The sequence below is a fragment of the Staphylococcus sp. GDY8P131P genome (genome assembly GCF_017891975.1).
In the GTDB taxonomy this organism is placed as follows: domain Bacteria; phylum Bacillota; class Bacilli; order Staphylococcales; family Staphylococcaceae; genus Staphylococcus; species Staphylococcus nepalensis.
In genome coordinates this window covers 215,609-232,337 of record NZ_JAESKF010000006.1, presented here as the reverse complement: position 1 = coordinate 232,337, position 16,729 = coordinate 215,609, and the positions used below count along the sequence as shown (strand labels likewise).

The following is a 16,729-nucleotide window of genomic DNA, read 5'->3' as shown; positions in this document are numbered from 1 at the left end:
AATGATAGAGATATTACCAAAACAAATAGAGACATATTTATCTCTTGTTAACGATGTAAATCCTATACATCAGTATATTGCGCCCGGCCAAATGATTGTTCAGATTGCATTGGTGCACAACAAACTCAACTGGGCATCCTATAAAGTGAATTATGTTGAAGTAGTTGAGGTATATGAATTTATTAAGTTTGACTTTGAAAATAAAAACAAATTAGTTATAAAAAATCAAAACGATAAAGTTAAGATTATTGTTTTGAAGAATGAATTAGGCGCTGTTTATTAATTATAGAAAATGATAAAAAATTTAAGGATAAAATAAATTTTATTATTTTAAAAGATGTTTCCGATTTTTGTATAAAAATTAAAAATTGAAAATAAAAAACTATGAATCAATTTGACATACTCACTTAACTAAGTATAATAAGTTAACATGTTAAGGGAGTGACATAGTCATGGATTATGAAAAGGATTTCGATGAACGTAATATAAACAAAGTAAATCCCAGGACCGCTAAAAAAACTGTTTTTGCGACTGGCATAGGTAATGCTATGGAATGGTTCGATTTTGGACTTTATTCCTATTTAGCAGTTATCTTAGGACAAAACTTTTTTAGTTCAGTCGAAAATGATCAACTTAAAACGATATTCATATTTGCCACATTTGCAATTGCTTTTTTATTAAGGCCTGTAGGCGGTATTATATTTGGTATGATTGGTGATAAATTTGGCAGGAAAGTCGTTTTGACGACAACCATTATTATGATGGCATTTTCTACATTGCTGATTGGTTTATTACCCACTTATGATCAAATAGGTGTTTGGGCTCCCATTTTGCTTTTATTAGGTAGGGTACTTCAAGGTTTTTCTACGGGCGGAGAGTATGCAGGTGCCATGGTATACGTTGCAGAATCTTCACCAGATAAAACAAGAAATACACTTGGCTCAGGATTAGAAATCGGTACACTATCTGGTTATATCGCTGCTTCAGTTTTAAGCGGCTTGCTATTTTTCTTTTTAAATGATGAACAAATGACAACATGGGGTTGGAGAATTCCATTTATTTTAGGACTGTTTTTAGGTATATTTGGTTTTTATTTAAGAAGAAAATTAGAAGAGTCACCTGTATATGAAAATGAAATTGCAACACAACCTAAGCGTGATAATATTGGACTCTTCACCATTGTACGGTATTATTACAAAGATATTATTGTGTGTTTCGTAGCTGTTGCATTCTTTAATTGTACGAATTACATGGTAACTTCGTATATGCCATCTTATTTACAACAGATTATTAAATTAGATAGTACAACAGTGTCTGTGCTTATAACGCTTGTTATGGCGTTTATGATACCATTAGCTTTAACATTTGGTAGGGTTGCAGATCGAATTGGAGAGAAAAAAGTTTTCTTGATTGGATTAATTGGTACAGCTATTTTCAGCACTGTGGCATTTTCACTGTTTCAATCAAGTTCATTAATCTTAATTGTGTTAGGTATATTCATTTTAGGCTTTTTCTTATCTACGTATGAAGGAACGATGCCGGGTTCATTACCAACTATGTTCTACACACATATTAGGTATAGAACGTTAGCAGTAACATTTAATGTGTCAGTTTCACTGTTTGGTGGCACCACACCGTTAATAGCATCTTCACTAGTTGCAAAAACAGGAGACCCGCTTTCGCCAGCTTATTACTTAGCAGCAATGAGTGTAGTGGGCGTTATTGTCATTTCGTTGTTACATGTCAGTACAGCTGGTAAATCGCTGAAAGGCTCTTATCCCAATGTACAAAGTGATGAAGCGCACGACTATTACACTAATCACCCTAATGAAGCATTGTGGTGGGCAAACGATAAACATAAATAAACTGATATAAATGAAAGAAAAAAGTGAGGCATAATAAATTAAATGTCTCACTTTTTGTTATTAAAAATGTTTGGGTGGATATAAAATAGTTCGTATCATTTTTTTTAATATTTTGAATAAAAGGGACAAAAGTCTACATTAAAAATTAGGTTTTTGTCCTACTTTTTGTTATGTTATTTTTAAATAAATTATTAATCATACATAATAAAAGGGGAAGAAAACATGACTATAGAACAATATTGGGAAGGATTTATTGAATTATTTCCAGAATATCAAAATAAAACATATGAAGCATGGTCGTTTGGCGTAGATGAAGATAAATTAGCAACGTTAGTTAGAAAAGGTGAAAAAACTGCTACAACAAGTGGATATAGCTCATATAGAGTTGAAAACGAAAAACTACCTCAAGTAGGAGAAGTGAGTATTGTGCTAAATAAGGCTGGGGAACCTCAATGTATTATAGAAATTACACATATATACCAAGTGCCATTTAATGAAGTTTCTGAACGTCATGCATATCTCGAAGGGGAGGGAGATAAATCCTTAAATTATTGGAAAAAAGCACATATTGCATTTTTTGAACCTTATTATCAGTCATTAGGTTTGAATTTTGATGAATCTGAAATAATGGTATGTGAAGAATTTAAAGTTTTATACGTATAAGTGAAGCGGCACAATAGTTAGGGTAGCTTCGAGTTTGCTCTCCAAGCAAGCAAAGGGGACAATCTTTGCCTAACTATGTGCCGCTTCTGGGTGAGTGTTTATAAGGGATGTGTTACTTCATATATATATAATGGGACAGTTACATATACATGATTCATATTTCTAAAGGGGAGTTCATTGTTCTGTTTCTTCTGAATTTTAGTCTTGGGCTTGCGCTTCTATTTCTGTTTAATCATCGATGTATTGAAATGTGATTAATAACCTAATGCTAAGTTATCGATATCACCTTCAAGTAGAGAGAGTAAGTTATATAATTCATTTTTGCTGAAATTTTCATCGCATTTAACAGAAATCGTTTTAAAAGTCTTGGTGATAATTTCATATATAGGGTTACCATTTTCAAAAGACTGTTTGTAGATAATCATGATGTCATACCTCCTTGTCTCTCTACACTTATTATAATAATAGAAATACTAAAAAATAACATGGGCCTGTAGTATCAAATTCAAATCAGACATTAGTCTGATTCGTTTTGAGACTGAAACATTTGAATATATTAATTAAATATGAGAAAAAAATTATTTATCTACATTACAAACGAGTATAAATAATTACGATTTGAATAGGGACAGGAATATCCATAATGTCTCACCTATGAAGATGATGTAGACAGTAAATGAGAACAATAAAAATATAAAGTCTCACTTCTCACAAATTTGTGATTGAATCTGTATGATGAAAGAAGCAATAAAAAAAGCTGAAGCATCGTTAGTTATAACCATGCTTCAGCTTTTTTTACTTATCGTGAGAACTTATACTTCAGTTACTTCAACGTCTATATGTTCAATACGGTTATAAGCGCCGTGATCTACTGGTCCGACGAAATCATTCATTTTCCATCCGTTTTTAATTGCAGAAGCAACAAATGCTTTAGCAGCAATGACCGCTTCTTTTGGAGATTTACCATTTGCTAAATACGCTGTAGTGGCAGCAGCAAATGTACAACCAGCGCCGTGATTATAACTTTGTTGGAACATATCCGTAGTTAATTGATAAAAATGTTCACCATCATAATATAAATCATAAGATTTGGCTTGATCTAACGCTTTGCCGCCTTTAATGATTACATGATTAGCACCTTGGTTATGAATAATTTCAGCAGCTTTCTTCATATCTTCAATTGATTTTAGTGTACCTAAATTTGCTAGTTGGCCCGCTTCAAATAAATTTGGTGTCACCACTGTCGCTTTTGGCAATAAATATTCAATCATAGCATCAGTATTCCCCGGATTTAAGACTTCGTTTTCGCCTTTACATACCATAACTGGGTCGACTACAAAGTAATTAGCGCCTGATTCTACATATGCTTCTCCTGCGCGTTTGATTATTTCTTGTGTTCCTAGCATCCCTGTTTTCACAGCATCTGGACCAATTGAAATTGCTGTTTCTAATTGTTTTTCAAATACGTCAAACGGTATCGGTGTAACATCATGAGACCAAGATTCTTTGTCCATTGTGACAATAGATGTTAAGGCAACAATACCGTAAGTTCCTAACTCTTGGAACGTTTTTAAGTCTGCTTGCATACCTGCGCCAGCACTTGTGTCTGAACCTGCAACGGTTAATGTTTTTTTCAATGCCATGAATTTTCACTCCTAAAATTTCTTTTAATCATATCATATCACGTTTGTCGACTATTCTAAATAACGACGTTTGTAATGTATTGGGATTAACATTATGGGTAAGTTATTACATTATTTTGCATACATTCTATTTGCATATTAAAATAGGAAGTAATTAAGTATAGTTTCTTACAAATGATGCATAAATTTTACTGTACTTGCTTACAGAATGTGTTTAAAGGAAGGCCTGAGCAGAAGCTCATGCATAAGCACTACTAATCCCGCAAGCGAGAAAGTAGTGCTTTATGTTACTATATTAATCGAGGTGAAGTGTTATATGGAATGGTCTGATGTTTTTCAAAAAATAACTACGGAACATGATTTTAGCGAAATGCATCATTTTTTAGAAAATGAATATACTACAGAAACAGTATATCCGGATAGAGAAAATATATATCAAGCATTTGATCTTACGCCTTTTGAAAAAGCGAAAATTGTTATTTTGGGTCAAGACCCTTATCACGGGCCTAACCAAGCACACGGTTTAGCGTTTTCTGTACAGCCCAACGCTAAATTTCCACCATCATTGAGAAATATGTATAAAGAACTTGAAGACGATATAGGATGTGTTCGTAAATCGCCACATTTACAAGATTGGGCTAGAGAAGGCGTTTTATTATTAAATACGGTTTTAACTGTACGACAAGGACAAGCTCATTCTCATAGAAATATCGGGTGGGAAATTTTTACGGACGAAGTCATTAAAATGGTTTCGGAAAATTTGAAAAATGTTGTGTTTATTTTATGGGGAAAGCCAGCTCAACAAAAAGTTAAACTCATTGACACCTCTAAGCATCATATCATTAAATCACCACATCCGAGTCCGTTGTCTGCATATCGTGGTTTCTTTGGTTCAAAGCCATACTCTTTAGCAAATTCATATTTACAAAAAAATGGTATTGAACCAGTAAATTGGTGTGAAAGCGGGTCATAAATAAATGGAAAAAGATAAAATTGTTCAACTTATTGAACAAGAATTAGTTCAAGCAGATGAAGCTAAGAACGACGCAGAATTTGAAAAGCATATTTATGCGATACACACACTAACGTCGTTAGTGACTAGTTCAAATAGTAAGCAACACTATAGAGACAACACGTATTCGCTGTCTTCATCATTTCAATCAGCACGAAATGTAACGCAACATGCGTCTGGCAAAAAACAAGATATTTCACCTGAAGAAATAAAAGCGATGGGAGGAAAGGTGTCTCAATCCTCAGCTCAAAATACACATAATAAGCATTCATTAAATACCAATAAGTTAGTCACCGATGATGAAATTGGTAATGGTGATTCAATTTTTGATTTTTAGTAAAGGAAGGAAGGGTCCATTTTGATGAAAATATTCATTATTTTAGGTGCTTTAAATGCTTTAATGGCAGTTGGTACTGGTGCTTTTGGGGCGCACGGTTTGGAAGGGAAACTTTCAGACAAATATTTATCTGTATGGGAAAAGGCAACAACTTATCAAATGTATCATGGTCTTGGTTTATTATTGATCGGCGTTATTAGCGGTACAACATCAATCAATGTAAATTGGGCAGGTTGGCTTTTATTTTTAGGTATTGTATTTTTTAGTGGTTCACTTTATATTTTAGCGCTAACGCAAATTCGTATACTTGGCGCAATTACACCAATTGGCGGCGTTTTATTTATCGTAGGTTGGTTGATGTTAGTTATAGGTACATTTAAAATATAAATTTATAATTGTTATAGAATTCATCTTAGGGGTATAATACAATCCATGAGGTGAATTTTATTTATGGGAAAAAATGATAGGAAAGTAGATAGAGGAGATTTAAAACAAAACTTATCTGAGAAATTTGTATGGGCAATTGCTTATGGCTCATGTATTGGTTGGGGCGCATTTATTTTACCTGGTGATTGGATTGGTCAATCTGGCCCTATTCCCGCTGCTATTGGTATCGTTATTGGCGCCTTACTAATGATTTTAATTGCGGTCAGTTATGGAGCACTCGTTGAACGTTTTCCAGTTTCAGGGGGCGCTTTCGCATTTAGCTTTTTAGGTTTTGGTAGATATGTTAGTTTTTTCTCATCATGGTTTTTAACTTTTGGTTATATATGTGTAGTAGCTTTAAACGCAACTGCATTTAGTTTATTAATTAAATTCTTATTACCTGATATTTTAGAAACAGGTAAACTGTATACCATTGCAGGATGGGATGTCTATATCACGGAAATATTAATTGCATCATTATTATTAGTTATATTTATGTTTATTGCAATTAAAGGTACAAGTATCTCAGGATCACTACAATTTTATTTCTGTGTAGCATTGGTGATTACAGTCTTAATATTATTTTTCGGTTCTTTCTTTGGTAGTAACTTCTCTTTAGAAAATTTACAACCATTAGCGAATAAAGAAAAAGGGTGGATGACATCTATTATTATGATTGTCGCTGTAGCGCCATGGGCTTATGTAGGATTTGATAATATCCCACAAACTGCAGAAGAATTTGATTTTTCTCCAAACAAAACATTTAAATTAATCGTATATAGTTTGTTAGCCGCAGCAATCACATATGTACTCATGATTCTGTATACAGGATGGTTAAGTAGCTCAGCGAATGGTTTGAATCGCCAACTGTGGTTAACAGGCGCTGTAACAAGTGGCGCATTTGGCTATATAGGTCTAGCAATTTTATCGATTGCTATTATTATGGGTATTTTCACTGGATTAAATGGATTTTTAATGAGTTCAAGTCGTCTATTGTTCTCAATGGGACGTTCTGGTATTATGCCGTCAGTATTTAGTAAATTACACAGTAAATATAAAACACCTTATGTCGCTATTATTTTCTTAGTTGCAATTACATTAATAGCGCCGTGGTTAGGCCGCACAGCTTTAACATGGATTGTTGATATGTCATCTACTGGTGTATCGATTGCATACTTTATCACTTGTCTATCAGCCGCACGATTATTTAGTTATGATAAAACAAGCAATACTTACGGGCCAGTATATAAAACATTAGCAATCTTAGGTACGTTTGTGTCATTTATTTTCTTATTATTGCTACTCATTCCAAGTTCACCAGCTGGTTTATCAATGCCATCATATATCGCGTTGTTCAGTTGGTTAATTATAGGATTAATCTTTTTCATTGTTCGTTATCCAAAATTAAAACAAATGGATAATGATAAATTAAGTAAACTTATCTTAAACCGTTCAGAAGATGAAGTAGTAGATCTTATTAATGAAAATAAAACAAGTGAATCAAAAAGTTAGACAAACTTAAAAAGTAAATTATGAAAGAAACATATATCTTATTAAAGATAATATTTTTAAAATGATATAAAATAAAGTAGCGCCTTTCCATATTCGCAAGATATACGAATATGGAAAGGCGCTTTTTTTATTGTGAGTTTAAAATTGACGAAAAAGTAGAGATAATATAAAATCGAAAACAGATATCGAATTCCGATTTTAATGAAAGGGGTAATTAATTGGAACGTAAAATTAAACGAAAAGTATTTTTAGGTTTTATCTATATTCATATATTGCATCATGCTAAAGAAGCTCCTATCTATGGTTCTTGGATGATTAATGAATTAGAAGCGCATGGTTATCATATGAGCCCAGGCACGCTATACCCAATTTTTCATACAATGGAAGAAGAAGATTTGTTGAAAAGCGAGCATAGAACTATTAATGGTAAACAGCGAAAGTACTATACTATTACTGTTAGTGGAGAAACTTTTTTAACTGAAACAAAGCAAAAACTAAATGAGCTGATAAATGAAGTTTAAGGAGACTTAAAATGTCTAACTATTTCAAGATTTTTATTGTGGCTTTTAAACTTGGTTTCATATCTTTTGGTGGGCCAACAGCCCATCTAGGATATTTTTATGATGAATATGTTAAAAAGAAGCAATGGTTAAATGAACAAGAATACTCTGAGCTAGTCGTGTTATGTCAGTTTTTGCCGGGGCCAGCTAGCAGTCAAGTTGGTATAGGTATAGGGACGATTAGAGGGGGTATGATTGGCGGTTTTATCTCTTTTATAGGGTTTACGCTCCCATCTGCAGTTATGTTAATGGTATTTGTGCTTGTTTTTACAAATAGTCAAACTACTTTTTCATGGATTCAAGGTTTGAAATTGGTTGCTGTCGCTATTGTGGCTCAAGCTATTATTGGCATGGGGAAGAAATTAACGAATACTAAAACAACCATCACGTTAGCATTATTTGTCTTACTGCTTACGTTGCTCATCCATAGTGTATACATTCAAGTTATTGCGTTGATTTTCACAGGATTATACGGCGCATTTTTCTTAAAAAGTAAAGATGACAGTAATGTAGGGAAAAGAGATAAGCTGTTTTTGGTTCCTAAAAGCATAGGTGTGATATCACTTTTATTGTTTTTTTCGTTACTTATTACTTTACCTATTTTAAGTTCTATAACCACTAATGTATGGGTTCAAATGATGGATAGTTTCTTTCGTTCTGGCGCATTGGTTTTTGGGGGCGGACATGTCGTTTTACCATTGTTAGAAAGTGAGTTTGTACCACAAAACCTTATTTCTTCTGAACAATTTATAACTGGTTATGCGGCAGCACAAGGTGTTCCGGGTCCATTATTTACATTTGCTACTTATATTGGCACTTCAATAGAAGGCATAGTAGGGGGGGTATTAGCGACATTTGCTATTTTTTTACCAGCATTTTTATTGTTATATGGCGTATTACCTTTTTGGGATAGTATCAAATCCAATGTCTATGTAAACGCGTTTTTAAAAGGGATTAGCGCTGGTGTAGTCGGTATATTAATTGCAGCTTTTTACAATCCGATTTGGAAATCGACAATTAATACAGAATTAGACTTTGCGTTAGCAAGTGTGTTATTCATCTTACTTATGTATTATAAATGCCCTTCATGGGGAGTTGTCATATTGGGATTAATATTTGGAATTATACTATATTAATGATGTATTTGTTTTAATAAATAAGGACCCATTCTAAGTTAATATATATGTTAGTTACACGCCCGCTCATTGGATGTTTTACAGATCAATTCGGGGCAAAATTAGTGGTAATGGTTGCTTTGCTACTTTCATTATTAGTTTCGATTCCGTTTATATTTATTAATGGTGATACGTCGATAATTTGACTTGGATTAATATTGTTCGTAAGAGGATGAGCGGTCGGAGAGGCGACGCTAACGTTAACGACAAGTACTTATTATGATTTGAAAAGTAAGTAGTTACCAGCAGCAGGTGTGAGTATAAATATGATTGAAAACATAGGGTCTGGATTCGGTACAGCCTTCGTTGCAATAGTTGTAGCTACAGTGACCAATCGTATTTCAATGCAATCGGAACAAGCGATAATTGGTTATCATGCAGGTCTCTTAGTATCAACCATTGCATTAATGGTGCGCTTTATTTTTGCTAGTTTTTTAAAATGGAAATATAATACATCGAATTAATAAACATCTGTGCCTCTTAAATTGACGCTCAGATGTTTATTAATTTGATAATTATATATGTTTTTTACTGAATTTTGTACCAGAAACAATCAGTTTAGAAATTTGATCGGCGAATAACAAACCTAAAGCAATTGCCCCTGCAATAAGCGTTACTTCTAACATAGTATTAATCGCTTTACTAAATTCTAATAAAATAAGATTTTTGGTCGCATCAAAGGCTGATCCTCCGGGAACTAATGGTATAATGCCAGGCACCATAAATAAAATAACTGGTTCTTTTTTTAAGCGAGCCATCACATGACTCAATAAGCCCAATGCTAGGCTTCCGAAGAAACTTGAATAAATGGTATGAAGTTGAAAACCATCATAAACTAACGTATAGACCATCCAGCCACATGCACCAACAATTCCAACAGCATTATATAAATATTTTGGAACATCAAATATAATACCGAAGAATAATGAAGCGGTATAACTAAATATTAAATTTAAAATCCAAAACATAGACATTGCTCCTAAGAAATAATAAGTACTGTACCTACACCAGCGCCAATACCAAAAGCTGTTACCAATGCTTCTAATGATTTCGTTGTAAACATTAACATATGGCCACTAAATAAATCTTGAATAGCATTAGTGATTAAAACACCAGGTACAATCGGCATGACTGATGAAATAATAATCGCTGAAATAGAGCCACCTTGTATGATAGAACTTCCAAGCACTGCCACTGTACCGATGACGAGCGCACCCATAAATTCTGGGATGAATTTGGCATGTAAGTGTCTGCTTAGAATTTCTACGACAAGATAACCAAAGGCTCCTGCAATGAGCGCTGTAAATATATCGATTAAGTAGCCTCCTTGTAAATATAGAAAGCTAATAGAGATAATAGCAGCTGCAATAAATTTGAAAAATAAATCATGTTTAATACTTTGTTCATTATAAATTTTTTGTAACTCTTGGAACGCGTCTTCAACTGATAAGGCACCATCAGAAAGTTGTCTCGAAACGCGATTGGTTCTTGATATACGATGGAGATTGGTGTCTCTTGTTCTAATCCTATATATTCTTGGATAAGATTCGTTATGTAACATAAAGTTAATAACCGTATTCGTAACGAAACTATTGCTTTCCGTGTAACCTAAAGTAAAGGCAATGCGTGTCATTGTATCTTCAACGCGGGAGCCTTCTGCGCCAGATTCAAGCAAAATTCTTCCGGCTAAGATAATGACATCTTTTGCCATTCTTTCATCATAACTTTCCGAGTATTGATTATTTATTGTCATTTAATCACCAATTATACTTTATTTAACTAAACTATGCGTATATTCTATGTCATAGCACTATAAGTTAGTAAGTTAATATGGTTTATTGTAACACTTTATTCAGTTGATATGTTGGTAAAAAAACACTGCTTAAATTTTAAAAAATTGAATTTTATACAATTTTAGCAATTCAATTATGTTTCAAATGTTTCAAATAGGTTAAAATAGTATTAGTTGACTGTTACAAAAAATATTGAGTAGCGACAATATTTAGCAGTTAACCCTTAAATTAAGTAGTGATTAAAGTTCTCCCAAACACACTACATTCAGACAGGCACACTTGTTTAACTTCAAGTGTGCCTTTTAGTTGTTTTCTTCCTACGAAGTAGGGGGTTAGAGAGAGTTATGCATGTCGGAGTATGCCAACCAAGAAGAAGAGAATTAGGAAATGAAAGAAAAGTATAAAAAAAGATTCAGTGGCACGTAAAATGCCTCTGAATCTTTTATGAATGGATTAATATACAAATGTAGAAAAAGTTAGGGTTCTGACCTATGCTTCACTTAATCTGCAATTATCTCTATCTTACACCTCAAAAAGCGTCGGTAGACTATGCTTAGTTATGATGGTACCTACGTAGAAACTGCCAAAGTCACCATAACGTGCTGTTGTTTCATCAAATCTCATTTCAGAAACAATTTTTTTGAATTGAAGTGGGTCATCAGCAAATAGCGTAACACCCCATTCAAAATCATCAAACCCCATAGAACCTGTGATAAATTGTTTGATTTTACCAGCATATTGGCGACCAATTTTACCATGGTTATACATTAGCGCTTGACGTTCTTCTAATGGTAGCATATACCAGTTATATGTTTCGTTACGACGTTTATCCATAGGATAGAAACAAATATACTCAGTTTGTGGTAATTCTGGGAACAATCTCGGTTTAATGTGAGGATTTTCGTATGGATCTTCATCAGATTTACCAGCTAAATAATTACCTAATTCAATAATAGAAACGTATGAATACGTTGGGATTAAAAAGTCAGTGATTTTCAATTTATTAAATTCATTTTCAAAAGCATTAAGATCTTTTAGTTCAGGACGTAAAGCCCATAAAAGAATATCTGCTTTTTGACCAGTAATATTATAAAACGCATGATCTCCTGCATGATTCGTACGTGCTTCTTCATGTTTATCTAAAAAGGCTTGTAACTCTTCAACTAACGTTTGTCGTTCTTCTTCTGGAACTAAACGTAAACTAGCCCAATCGATAGCATATAATAAATGTAAACTATACCAACCATCTAAAGTTTCTGGTGCTTGTGGCATATTGAATCGCTCCTTTATGAAAAATTTCTATATCTCCACTAAAAATTCTATCATAAAGGTAACTGTAAAACATAAGTAAATGATTACAAATTGGTGACATGGAATTATATAAAAAAATGACGTATAATAGTATTGGAAAAATAAAAGTATTAAAAATTAGAGGAGGCCCCTATGTCTTTATTAGATGTATTACAAGAAAAACTGTCAGGAAAAAATGTGAAAATCGTTTTACCTGAGGGAGAAGATGAACGTGTATTAACAGCGGCGACACAATTACAAAGTACTGATTATGTCACACCAGTACTATTGGGTAATGAAGCAAATATTAATGCATTAGCTGAAGATAACGGTTTAGATATTTCAAACTTAGAGATTATTAACCCTGAAACAAGCGAATTAAAACAAGAGTTAGTTACAGCTTTTGTTGAACGCCGTAAAGGTAAAGCGACTGAAGAACAAGCTCAAGAAATGTTAAAAAATGTCAATTATTTCGGCACGATGCTTGTGTATACAGGCAAAGCTGAAGGTCTTGTTAGTGGTGCTGCACATTCAACTGGTGATACGGTACGTCCTGCACTACAAATCATTAAAACAAAACCAGGCGTATCCAAAACATCAGGTATTTTCTTTATGATTAAAGACGAAGCACAATACATCTTTGGTGATTGTGCAATCAACCCTACATTAGAAGCGCAAGATTTAGCTGAAATTGCAGTAGAAAGCGCAAAATCTGCCCAAAGTTTCGGTATGTCACCTCGTGTAGCAATGTTAAGTTTTTCAACGAAAGGTTCTGCGAAATCTGACGATGTTGAAAAAGTTTCAAACGCTGTAAAATTGGCTCAAGAGAAAGTTGAAGCTGATCAACTTGAAGATGTTATTGTTGATGGGGAATTCCAATTTGATGCTGCAATTGTACCAGAAGTAGCTAAGAAAAAAGCGGCAGATACAAAAATTCAAGGAGATGCTAACGTATTTATCTTCCCAAGTTTAGAGGCTGGCAACATTGGCTATAAAATTGCACAACGTCTAGGTGGTTATGATGCGGTAGGCCCTGTATTACAAGGTCTTAATTCACCAGTGAATGATTTATCACGTGGTTGTTCAATTGAAGACGTGTATAATTTATCAATCATCACTGCTGCACAAGCTTTACAATAATGGATTTAGCTAGCAAATATTTTAACAGTACCACCTGGCGTTATGTTGATCATTCTTCTGGTTTAGCGCCAATGCAATCATTTGCTTTTGATGATACGTTATCGGAAAGTGTTGGTAAAGATTTGTCAAGTAGCATTGTACGTACTTGGATACATCAACATACTATTATTTTAGGTATACATGATTCTAGGTTACCGTATTTACAAGATGGCATTCGCTATTTGACAGAAGAACGAGGTTATAATGCAATTGTGAGAAACTCAGGTGGTCTTGGCGTAGTATTGGACCAAGGCATACTCAATATTTCTCTTATTTTTAAAGGCAAACATGACATTACGATTGATGAAGCATTTTCAGTGATGTATTTATTAGTAGCCAAAATGTTTGAAGATGAAAATGTTGAAATTGAGACTTATGAGATTGAACAATCTTATTGCCCAGGAAAATTCGACTTGAGTATTAATGGGCAAAAATTTGCGGGGATTTCACAAAGACGTGTGCGTGGAGGTATTGCTGTTCAAGTATACCTTTGTGTTGAAGGAGATGGCAGTGAACGCGCTGCTTTAATGAAAGCTTTTTATGAGCGAGCTTTAAAAGGTGAACAAACAAAATTTGAATATCCAAATATTAATCCTCAATGTATGGCATCGTTAGAGCAACTATTAGATAAACAGCTAACAGTTCAAGATGTTATGTTCCAATTATTATACGCGCTTAAAGATTTAGGTGCCAATTTAACAATGGACGATATTACTAATGATGAGTGGGAACGTTATGAAGGATATTTTGAAAAAATGATTGAACGAAATGCTAAAGTTAATCAAAAAATGGACTAGTTAAAATGAAGGCTAGAAATGATACAACATTAAATGTATCGTTTCTGGCTTTTTTAATACGTTAAATAATTAAAGAGATTGTTATATTTGTTGAATTATAGTAATGAAATAAGTAATATAGTGAAAGTATACGTTGAAAAATTGAAAATAAATTGGGTAAGATAAAGTGAAGTTTTTGAATAATAAGCCAGAGCGTTTTATACTAGATAAGTATTGATTACAATTAGTAGCAGGTATTAACTATTTATAACTTATTTTACCCAATTTGAGTAAAAAAATTAAAACTATGACTCGAGTCGTATGTTAATATATGAAAATTATGAGATAATATAGTTTGATTTGTGTGAAATTTGATTAAGTTGTGTAAATAAGATGCACGTAATTTTTTCTTGATTAAAAATGAGAAGATATGAACACTATAGCGAAAATGCGATTAAGTGGAGCATTTCCTGGGAAATGTTATATGGCTATCAATAAAAAGTAATTAATAAAAGGCAATCGCAGTGTAAGGCATATACTATTTAAATTTAAAGAAAATACTAAAGGTGATTGAAAATATGGCACAACAAGGTTATGGGGAAGCAAATGGTAAGGTGATTTTAATAGGAGAACACGCGGTGACGTTTGGAGAGCCTGCAATTGCGATTCCATTTACTACTGGAAGAGTAAGAGCTTTAATAGAATCCTTAAATGTTAATGAATCTTCTTATATTAAAAGTGAAGTTTATGATGGTGAATTAACTTATGCACCTGAACACTTAAAATCAGTGATAACACGATTTATAAATGAATATCATATTCAAACACCAATAAAAGTTTCAATTGATACAAACTTACCGCCATCAAGGGGGTTAGGTTCTAGTGCTGCAATGGCTGTAGCATTTGTACGTGCGAGCTTTGATTATTTAAACAAACCCTTATCGGATGAAATGTTGATTGAAGAAGCGAATTGGGCAGAGCGCATTGCGCACGGTAAACCAAGTGGCATAGATACACAAACGATTGTATCTAATAAGCCCGTTTGGTTTCAAAATGGCGTAGTCACAACGTTAAAACCATTAGATTTAAATGGTTATATGGTTGTCATAGACACTGGTATACGAGGATCGACAAAACAAGCAGTAGAAGACGTACATCATTTATGCAAAGCAGATAGTTCATACCTTAGCTATGTAGAACATATCGGTAAACTGGTCCATGAAGCACGTGACTCTATAGAACATCATAACTTTGAACAACTCGCTTCTGTGTTTGATTTGTGCCAAGAGAATTTACGCACGCTCACAGTAAGTCATGAAAAAATTGAGCAGTTGTTAACAATAAGCAAAGCACAGGGTGCTATCGCTGGTAAGTTAACTGGTGGAGGCAGAGGCGGTAGTATGATTGTCCTTGCTTCGACTATAGACGTAGCTGAAAAAATTGCTCAAAGCGCGCAAAGCTTAGGCGCGCATCATACATGGATTGAATATTTAGGAGGTTAGGAACGTTGGTTAGTAGTGGCAAAGCACGTGCACATACAAATATTGCATTGATTAAATATTGGGGCAAGGCTGATGAAGCGTATATTATTCCGATGAATAATAGTTTGTCGGTAACATTAGATCGTTTTTATACAGAAACTAAAGTGACATTTTCTGAAGAATATATCAGAGATGTGCTTGTTTTAAATGGGCAGACAGTAGATGATTCGGAAGCGGCTAAAATACGTCGATTTATGGATGTTGTTAGAAATATAGCAGGTACGTCTATGTATGCATATATTGAAAGTGACAATTTCGTACCAACAGCTGCAGGATTAGCATCATCAGCAAGTGCTTATGCCGCGTTAGCAGCAGCTTGTAATGAAGCTTTAAATCTTAAATTAACGGGTAAAGAACTATCTAGACTTGCTAGAAGGGGTTCAGGATCGGCTTCTAGGAGTATTTATGGTGGTTTTGTAGAATGGGAAAAAGGTTATGATGATGCAACATCATACAGTTTTCCTATTGATGCAGACCATTGGGAAGATGAGTTAGCCATGATTTTTGTAGTGATAAATAATAAAACTAAAAAAGTATCCAGTCGTGCCGGTATGTCACATACACGTGATACTTCTCGTTTTTACCAATATTGGTTAGACCACGTAGATGAGGATATAGCGTCAGTTAAGCATGCGATTAAAGACAAGGATTTTAAATATTTAGGTGAGGTTATTGAAGCAAATGGTTTAAGAATGCATGCTACAAATTTAGGTGCACAACCACCATTTACATATATGGTTGAAGACAGTTACTTAGTAATGGACATCGTGCACCAATGTCGTGAAGCTGGTTATCCATGCTACTTTACGATGGATGCAGGGCCTAATGTTAAAATTTTAGTAGAGAAGAAAAATCAACAAGCAGTGATTGATGCACTACAGAAATCGTTTGAGGATCATCAAATTATCGCGAGTGACATTACACGCACAAACGTTGAAATTATTGAGTAAGGAAGAG

19 protein-coding genes are annotated in these 16,729 nt (G+C 33.8%); 14 read left to right on the top strand and 5 right to left on the bottom strand.

What is annotated here, in order from left to right; all coding sequences use genetic code 11:
* Position 1 precedes the first annotated feature (1 nt).
* The 3 genes from KA894_RS06715 (at position 2) to KA894_RS06705 (ending at position 2,528) form a co-directional block, all read left to right on the top strand.
* Positions 2-283: a hypothetical protein gene (locus KA894_RS06715; RefSeq protein ID WP_096810859.1), complete on the top strand. Its 282-nt coding sequence runs from the start codon at positions 2-4 to the stop codon at positions 281-283.
* Between the two features lie 169 nt (positions 284-452).
* Entirely contained in the window at positions 453-1,865 is a 1,413-nt protein-coding gene (locus KA894_RS06710; RefSeq protein ID WP_210133844.1) for an MFS transporter, read from the top strand.
* A gap of 222 nt (positions 1,866-2,087) precedes the next feature.
* A complete protein-coding gene (locus KA894_RS06705) occupies positions 2,088-2,528 on the top strand; it encodes an ASCH domain-containing protein (RefSeq protein WP_103372749.1) in 441 nt (146 codons plus the stop codon).
* A gap of 254 nt (positions 2,529-2,782) precedes the next feature.
* Here the strand turns inward: KA894_RS06705 and vraX are convergent, their stop codons facing one another.
* Positions 2,783-2,953, bottom strand: coding sequence for a C1q-binding complement inhibitor VraX (gene vraX / locus KA894_RS06700; RefSeq protein WP_096810856.1), 171 nt, complete (start codon positions 2,951-2,953; stop codon positions 2,783-2,785).
* Positions 2,954-3,340: 387 nt separating this feature from the next.
* Positions 3,341-4,171, bottom strand: a complete 831-nt coding sequence (gene thiD / locus KA894_RS06695) for a bifunctional hydroxymethylpyrimidine kinase/phosphomethylpyrimidine kinase (protein ID WP_103372750.1) — start codon at positions 4,169-4,171, stop codon at positions 3,341-3,343.
* A 316-nt stretch (positions 4,172-4,487) separates the two neighbouring features.
* Here thiD and KA894_RS06690 point away from each other — a divergent pair, with 316 nt between their 5' ends.
* The 7 genes from KA894_RS06690 (at position 4,488) to KA894_RS06660 (ending at position 9,657) form a co-directional block, all read left to right on the top strand.
* A complete protein-coding gene (locus tag KA894_RS06690; RefSeq protein ID WP_119487998.1) occupies positions 4,488-5,144 on the top strand; it encodes a uracil-DNA glycosylase in 657 nt (218 codons plus the stop codon).
* A gap of 4 nt (positions 5,145-5,148) precedes the next feature.
* Positions 5,149-5,520: a DUF5327 family protein gene (locus KA894_RS06685; RefSeq protein ID WP_096810853.1), complete on the top strand. Its 372-nt coding sequence runs from the start codon at positions 5,149-5,151 to the stop codon at positions 5,518-5,520.
* A 24-nt stretch (positions 5,521-5,544) separates the two neighbouring features.
* Entirely contained in the window at positions 5,545-5,907 is a 363-nt protein-coding gene (locus KA894_RS06680) for a DUF423 domain-containing protein (protein WP_096810852.1), read from the top strand.
* Positions 5,908-5,970: 63 nt separating this feature from the next.
* The gene (locus KA894_RS06675; protein ID WP_210133842.1) at positions 5,971-7,458 is read left to right on the top strand and encodes an APC family permease; all 1,488 of its coding nucleotides are present in this window, start codon (positions 5,971-5,973) and stop codon (positions 7,456-7,458) included.
* Positions 7,459-7,676: 218 nt separating this feature from the next.
* On the top strand, positions 7,677-7,979 hold the full coding sequence (locus KA894_RS06670) for a PadR family transcriptional regulator (RefSeq protein ID WP_096810850.1): 303 nt from the start codon (positions 7,677-7,679) through the stop codon (positions 7,977-7,979).
* Between the two features lie 11 nt (positions 7,980-7,990).
* Entirely contained in the window at positions 7,991-9,154 is a 1,164-nt protein-coding gene (gene chrA / locus KA894_RS06665; protein ID WP_096810849.1) for a chromate efflux transporter, read from the top strand.
* 305 nt (positions 9,155-9,459) lie between these two features.
* Positions 9,460-9,657 (top strand): hypothetical protein, encoded by a 198-nt coding sequence (locus KA894_RS06660; RefSeq protein ID WP_103372752.1) that lies wholly within the window; start codon positions 9,460-9,462, stop codon positions 9,655-9,657.
* A gap of 51 nt (positions 9,658-9,708) precedes the next feature.
* Here the strand turns inward: KA894_RS06660 and KA894_RS06655 are convergent, their stop codons facing one another.
* From KA894_RS06655 to hemQ, 3 genes are all read right to left on the bottom strand, one after another.
* A complete protein-coding gene (locus KA894_RS06655) occupies positions 9,709-10,161 on the bottom strand; it encodes a threonine/serine exporter family protein (protein WP_096810847.1) in 453 nt (150 codons plus the stop codon).
* Positions 10,162-10,172: 11 nt separating this feature from the next.
* The gene (locus KA894_RS06650) at positions 10,173-10,940 is read right to left on the bottom strand and encodes a threonine/serine exporter family protein (RefSeq protein WP_369967586.1); all 768 of its coding nucleotides are present in this window, start codon (positions 10,938-10,940) and stop codon (positions 10,173-10,175) included.
* Between the two features lie 568 nt (positions 10,941-11,508).
* Positions 11,509-12,258 carry a hydrogen peroxide-dependent heme synthase gene (hemQ, locus tag KA894_RS06645; RefSeq protein WP_096810845.1) on the bottom strand — a complete coding sequence of 250 codons (750 nt, stop codon included), beginning with the start codon at positions 12,256-12,258 and terminating at the stop codon, positions 11,509-11,511.
* Positions 12,259-12,429: 171 nt separating this feature from the next.
* Between hemQ and pta the strand changes: the two genes are divergently transcribed.
* The 4 genes from pta (at position 12,430) to mvaD (ending at position 16,722) form a co-directional block, all read left to right on the top strand.
* Complete coding sequence (gene pta, locus KA894_RS06640) at positions 12,430-13,416, top strand: phosphate acetyltransferase (RefSeq protein ID WP_119488000.1); 987 nt, start codon at positions 12,430-12,432, stop codon at positions 13,414-13,416.
* Positions 13,416-14,252 (top strand): lipoate--protein ligase family protein, encoded by an 837-nt coding sequence (locus KA894_RS06635; protein WP_119488001.1) that lies wholly within the window; start codon positions 13,416-13,418, stop codon positions 14,250-14,252. The genes pta and KA894_RS06635 overlap by 1 nt, the downstream gene beginning before the upstream one ends.
* Before the next feature lie 557 nt (positions 14,253-14,809).
* Positions 14,810-15,733: a mevalonate kinase gene (gene mvk, locus KA894_RS06630; RefSeq protein ID WP_103372756.1), complete on the top strand. Its 924-nt coding sequence runs from the start codon at positions 14,810-14,812 to the stop codon at positions 15,731-15,733.
* A 5-nt stretch (positions 15,734-15,738) separates the two neighbouring features.
* Positions 15,739-16,722, top strand: a complete 984-nt coding sequence (gene mvaD / locus KA894_RS06625) for a diphosphomevalonate decarboxylase (protein WP_103372757.1) — start codon at positions 15,739-15,741, stop codon at positions 16,720-16,722.
* The last annotated feature ends 7 nt before the right edge of the window (positions 16,723-16,729 follow it).